The sequence below is a fragment of the Yersinia sp. 1252 StPb PI genome (assembly GCF_048593885.1).
Classification (GTDB): domain Bacteria; phylum Pseudomonadota; class Gammaproteobacteria; order Enterobacterales; family Enterobacteriaceae; genus Yersinia; species Yersinia enterocolitica_E.
Genome location: NZ_JAZGQE010000250.1, coordinates 1 through 4,984, shown reverse-complemented (window position 1 = coordinate 4,984; position 4,984 = coordinate 1). Strand labels below are relative to the sequence as shown.

Below are 4,984 nucleotides of genomic sequence, written 5' to 3'. Positions count from 1 at the left end.
GCATCCCGATGAGCTGACATGAGTCAGTGATTCGGGTAAGCGAATGCAGCCAACGCACCTGCAATTTGAAAGATGACGGGTATTAGTAGAATAAATCAATTGGCCAATAGTGCCCGATAACAAAGATAATCGCCGCCGCAATCACCCCGGCAATAATGTCATCGATCATGATCCCCATGCCACCATGGACATTGCGATCAAACCAGCGAATCGGCCAAGGCTTCCAGATATCAAAAACTCGGAACGCGACAAAACCCGCAGCGACCCATTGCCAATGATTGACGGGCAATGCCATCAGGGTTATCCACATGCCGACAAATTCATCCCAAACGATACTGCCATGGTCATGAACCTGCATATCTTTGGCGGTACGATGACAAATGTAGACACCAATGCAGATGCTGAACATTACAGCCAAAGAATAAAGCTGCCATGGGAGCTGGATCAATAGCAGCCAGAATGGGATTGCCGCAATTGACCCCATGGTACCGGGTGCCCATGGTGATAAACCACTACCAAAGCCGGTGGCCAGCAAATGCCAAGGATTGGTTAACCGCAAACGGCGTTTGGCTTCATCCATGGGATTTACCTGTTGAGAAGTGATCAAAACCACGAAAATCCAGTTGTACTGCCTTACCTTCACGGAAGAATTTAACACCTTCCGATTGCGGGCCTACCTGCCCAATACAAGTATAGCCTGCGCCGGTATTACTGAGAGCGACATCCAGTGCACCACGGTTTATCTCAGGTACGGTAAAGCACAACTCATAATCTTCACCACCACTCAACGCCCAGCGTAGAGCCTGTTCAGCGTCAACCTGACGTGTTAGCGCATCAGAGTAAGGCAATGCATCCAACTCAATACGCGCCCCACAATTGCTCGCTTTCAGGATATGTTGCAGATCAGAAATCAGCCCGTCGGAAATATCAATGGCAGAGCTGGCAAGGTCGCGCAATGCCTGCCCTTGCAGCACCCGTGGCTGTGGCCGCAGATGACGGTGAATTAATGCAGACCTATCGGCTTCGTTATCAACTCGCAACGCATTTTGCAAAATCGCCAGTCCTGCGGCACTGTCACCTAGCGTACCGGTAACATAAATCCAGTCACCAATTCGCGCACCGGCTCGGGTCAATGCCCGCCCTTCCGGTACCAAACCTTGAATGGTCAGCGTTAGACTCAATGGCCCACGAGTAGTATCACCACCAATCAGTTGCATACCGTAATAGTTAAGTTGATCAAATAAGCTATCACTGAATGCCTGCAACCAGTCTTCATTTACATTGGGTAGGGTTAAAGCAAGAGATAACCAGGCAGGATCGGCACCCATTGCAGCTAAATCGCTAAGGTTTACCGCTAAAGATTTGTAACCAAGATCGGCCGGATCGATATCCGGTAGGAAATGAACGCCCGACACCAGTGTATCCGTACTGATGGCCAACAGCTGTTTTTCTGCCACGGTGAGAAGTGCGCAGTCGTCTCCAATACCCAGCTCTACATCCCGGCGATTACTTCTAAACCGGTCAAAGTAGCGGGCAATGAGGTCAAATTCGCCACATGCCATAATACAATTCCAGGAGTGTTTACCGATATATGATTAAGGCCGGTTCCCGGCCTTAATCATATCCCTCTTCACTTGACGCGGTGTTAGCGCTGCCAATGACTTTGGGTATATTATTTCTTTTTACGTACTGTCGGAGCTACTTTATCCAGCACGCCATTTACGAACTTGTGACTATCTTCCGCACCGAAAGTTTTGGCCAGTTCGATAGCTTCATTGATTGCCACTTTATAAGGGACATCATTACGTTTGCTCAGTTCAAACAGTGCAATACGCAGAATAGCTCTTTCAACCTGACCTAATTCCTCGAGCTGGCGGGAAAGAAAAGGTGTCATTAACGCATCCAAAGATGTGGCATTAACTGCGACCCCTGACAGCAATTCGCGAAAATAGGAGATGTCTACATCTTTGACATCCTGCTCCGACAGGAACTGTAATTCAACATCAGCGATGTCGTTTTTAGACAACTGCCAAGAGTAAAGCGCTTGAACAGCGCACTCACGAGCGCGGCGACGAGCAGCAGGTTTCACGGAATTCCCCTTAACTAAATTCAGCCTTTAATAGCTTTGATTACATTAATCATTTCAAGTGCGGTCAGGGCAGCTTCTGCACCTTTATTACCCGCTTTAGTACCAGCACGCTCAATTGCCTGCTCAATACTTTCTGTGGTCAGCACACCGAAAGCGACTGGAATATCGCTATTCATGGCTACACTTGCCAAGCCAGAACTCGCTTCACCAGCAACATATTCAAAGTGCGCAGTTCCCCCACGGATAACCGTACCCAGCGCAATTACCGCATCGTAACGATTTGTTTTTGCTAATACATTGGCAACCAGCGGCAACTCATAGGCACCCGGTACCCAAACAACAGTAATGTTGTCATCAGCTACCTGACCAATGCGCTTCAGGGCATCAATTGCACCTTCCAGCAGACTGTCGTTGATAAAGTTGTTAAAACGCGCAATTGCAATCGCCACGCGGGCATTAGGAGTAGCAACAACACCTTCGATAACGTTCATAGCTTTCCTCAATATGGGTTCATACCCCGCAGGGGGGCGGATTCTATCATATTCTTTCACGCCCCGCCCCTGCGCATTTACAAAACGCTTGGCAAGACGATGATTGAGCTTCGGGAAATTCTGCCGGAAAATTCAATTAATACTTCGGTTTCAAACGCAAACGTAAGTCTGGCCCCACCTGACGTACATCACTGAAGACAAATTCAGGGGCTTGTGCTAAATGCGTTAATCCAGCCAACTGGCACAATCCGCGGGCATCGCTACCCAACAGTTTTGGCGCGATATACAGAATTAACTCATCAACCACACCGGCCTGTAATAGTGCGCCTGCCAGTTGTGGCCCGGCTTCAACCCACACTGAGTTAATTTGCCGCTTGCCAAGTTGCATCATCAATAATACCAAATCCACACCATTACCATGGCGAGGTAACAATAACTGCTCGACATTATCTGGCCATGGCTGCTGATCCGCCTCAACCCGCGCCAGCCAGCATGGGCCATTTTGTTGTGTCACTTTGTGTTCAGGCGTTACACGGTTATGGCTATCCAATATAATCCGAACCGGTGGGCGCAGCGAATCTTGGGGATACAAGGCTTGCGTTTGGGCATCTAACTCCGACCAGCGCACCGTGAGCGAAGGGTCATCCGCTATTACGGTGGCACTGGTACTGAGAATCGCCGAACTCTCAGCCCGAAAACGCTGCACATCCTGGCGTGCCTGTGGCGACGTAATCCACTGGCTTTCACCCGAGGCCATCGCGGTACGTCCATCTAATGATGCCGCCATTTTCAATTGCAAATAAGGAAAACCGGTACGCATCCGCTTTAGGAAACCAAGATTCACGGCTTCAGCTTCCGCCAACATCAAACCGTGGTCGACTGCAACCCCGGCCTGTTTCAATTTATATAACCCGCGCCCGGCAACTTGCGGATTGGGGTCCTGCATGGCCGCCACGACTCGGGTTACACCAGCGGCCACCAGTGCATCCGCACAAGGCGGCGTGCGCCCGTGGTGACTACAAGGCTCAAGGGTGACATAAGCCGTTGCACCACGCGCTTTCTCACCCGCCATGCGTAATGCATGTACTTCGGCGTGTGGCTCTCCGGCTCGCAAATGATACCCTTCGCCGACAATTTCACCATCACGCACCAATACACACCCAACATTTGGGTTTGGCGAGGTAGTAAACCGCCCTAACCGCGCGAGTTCAAAAGCGCGGGCCATATAGAACTCATCAGTCTGCATGGCTTTCCTTCCGTTTATTGCGCCGCTTTATGGCTGCGCGACCCTCGCTAAATAACCATTTGACGCGAATTAATCCTGCAAACGGGCAATTTCTTCACCGAATTCACGAATGTCTTCAAAGCTACGATAGACCGAGGCGAAGCGAATATAGGCCACTTTATCGAGCCGTTTGAGGGCTTCCATTACCAGGTTACCCACCATTTTCGTCGGAACTTCCCGCTCGCCCGTGGCGCGCAATTGGGATTTGATATGACTTATTGCTGTTTCGACATCATCAGAGCTAACCGGACGCTTTTCTAATGCTTTCAGCATGCCACGCCGTAATTTATCTTCGTTGAAGGGTTCGCGCACATCATCACTTTTAACCACGCGCGGCAACACCAGTTCTGCCACTTCAAAAGTGGTAAAACGTTCATTACAATCTAAACACTGGCGGCGGCGGCGCACTTGCGAACCATCGCTCACCAGACGGGAGTCAATGACTTTAGTATCCACAGCGGCACAAAACGGGCAATGCATAGTGCTTCCTGATGAGTGAGCCAAAACTTAGCCCCAGTTTACCGCGAACTGCCACGACAACAAAGTGCGGAAACGGCAGTTTATCTTGATTCAACTATTGAGCAGCTTCTGGTTCAGTGGATTTAGGCTTTATCAGCACAGGCCATTCCTTTTGCAGCGCTAACCAAACTTTACGATCCGGGGATAATATATTGAGAGGGTCGAAAGGGTATTGGGCTGGTGTGCCCTTAACGAATATCTGAGTAACCAGTCCATAGAGCCAATTTGCTTGCGCCACTTGGTCATAACCCGCATATTTCCTTAATTCAGTAATTAGCCCTTTTAACTCTAATAAATCTTTTGCTGACTGCATATTTACATTTTTGTAATCTTGGGATAAATCAGGGAAAAGGACTGAAGCAATAGCATTCACGAATCGTGTCCAAAGCGTGTCATGCTTATTTGATAATTCTAGCAGCAGAGAGTTTATCAACGCCAAGGCATTAGGACTTGTTTTGCACACAATAACCAGGCTATTATTTAACTCAGGCAATGACCCCATATTCATGATTATTTCTTTGTCATAAGACTCTATCAGTTTCTCAATTTCTTTATATCGAAGTTGAAGTTTATCTAAGTCATGTTCCCCAGACATGCTGC

General features: G+C 48.9%; 7 protein-coding genes. All 7 read right to left on the bottom strand.

The window, feature by feature from the left end; translation table 11 throughout:
• Positions 1–82: 82 nt before the first annotated feature.
• The gene (gene pgpA / locus V2A85_RS21840) at positions 83–580 is read right to left on the bottom strand and encodes a phosphatidylglycerophosphatase A (protein ID WP_338628848.1); all 498 of its coding nucleotides are present in this window, start codon (positions 578–580) and stop codon (positions 83–85) included.
• Positions 573–1,562: a thiamine-phosphate kinase gene (gene thiL / locus V2A85_RS21835; protein WP_083160057.1), complete on the bottom strand. Its 990-nt coding sequence runs from the start codon at positions 1,560–1,562 to the stop codon at positions 573–575. Before thiL ends, pgpA begins: the two co-directional genes overlap by 8 nt.
• A gap of 110 nt (positions 1,563–1,672) precedes the next feature.
• Entirely contained in the window at positions 1,673–2,089 is a 417-nt protein-coding gene (nusB, locus tag V2A85_RS21830) for a transcription antitermination factor NusB (RefSeq protein WP_083160059.1), read from the bottom strand.
• A gap of 20 nt (positions 2,090–2,109) precedes the next feature.
• Positions 2,110–2,580, bottom strand: coding sequence for a 6,7-dimethyl-8-ribityllumazine synthase (ribE, locus tag V2A85_RS21825; protein ID WP_005182120.1), 471 nt, complete (start codon positions 2,578–2,580; stop codon positions 2,110–2,112).
• A 136-nt stretch (positions 2,581–2,716) separates the two neighbouring features.
• The gene (gene ribD, locus V2A85_RS21820) at positions 2,717–3,826 is read right to left on the bottom strand and encodes a bifunctional diaminohydroxyphosphoribosylaminopyrimidine deaminase/5-amino-6-(5-phosphoribosylamino)uracil reductase RibD (RefSeq protein ID WP_372558184.1); all 1,110 of its coding nucleotides are present in this window, start codon (positions 3,824–3,826) and stop codon (positions 2,717–2,719) included.
• 69 nt (positions 3,827–3,895) lie between these two features.
• Complete coding sequence (nrdR, locus tag V2A85_RS21815; protein WP_005182112.1) at positions 3,896–4,345, bottom strand: transcriptional regulator NrdR; 450 nt, start codon at positions 4,343–4,345, stop codon at positions 3,896–3,898.
• 94 nt (positions 4,346–4,439) lie between these two features.
• The coding region (locus tag V2A85_RS21810) for a hypothetical protein (RefSeq protein WP_420072349.1) at positions 4,440–4,984 on the bottom strand (545 nt) is incomplete at its 5' end.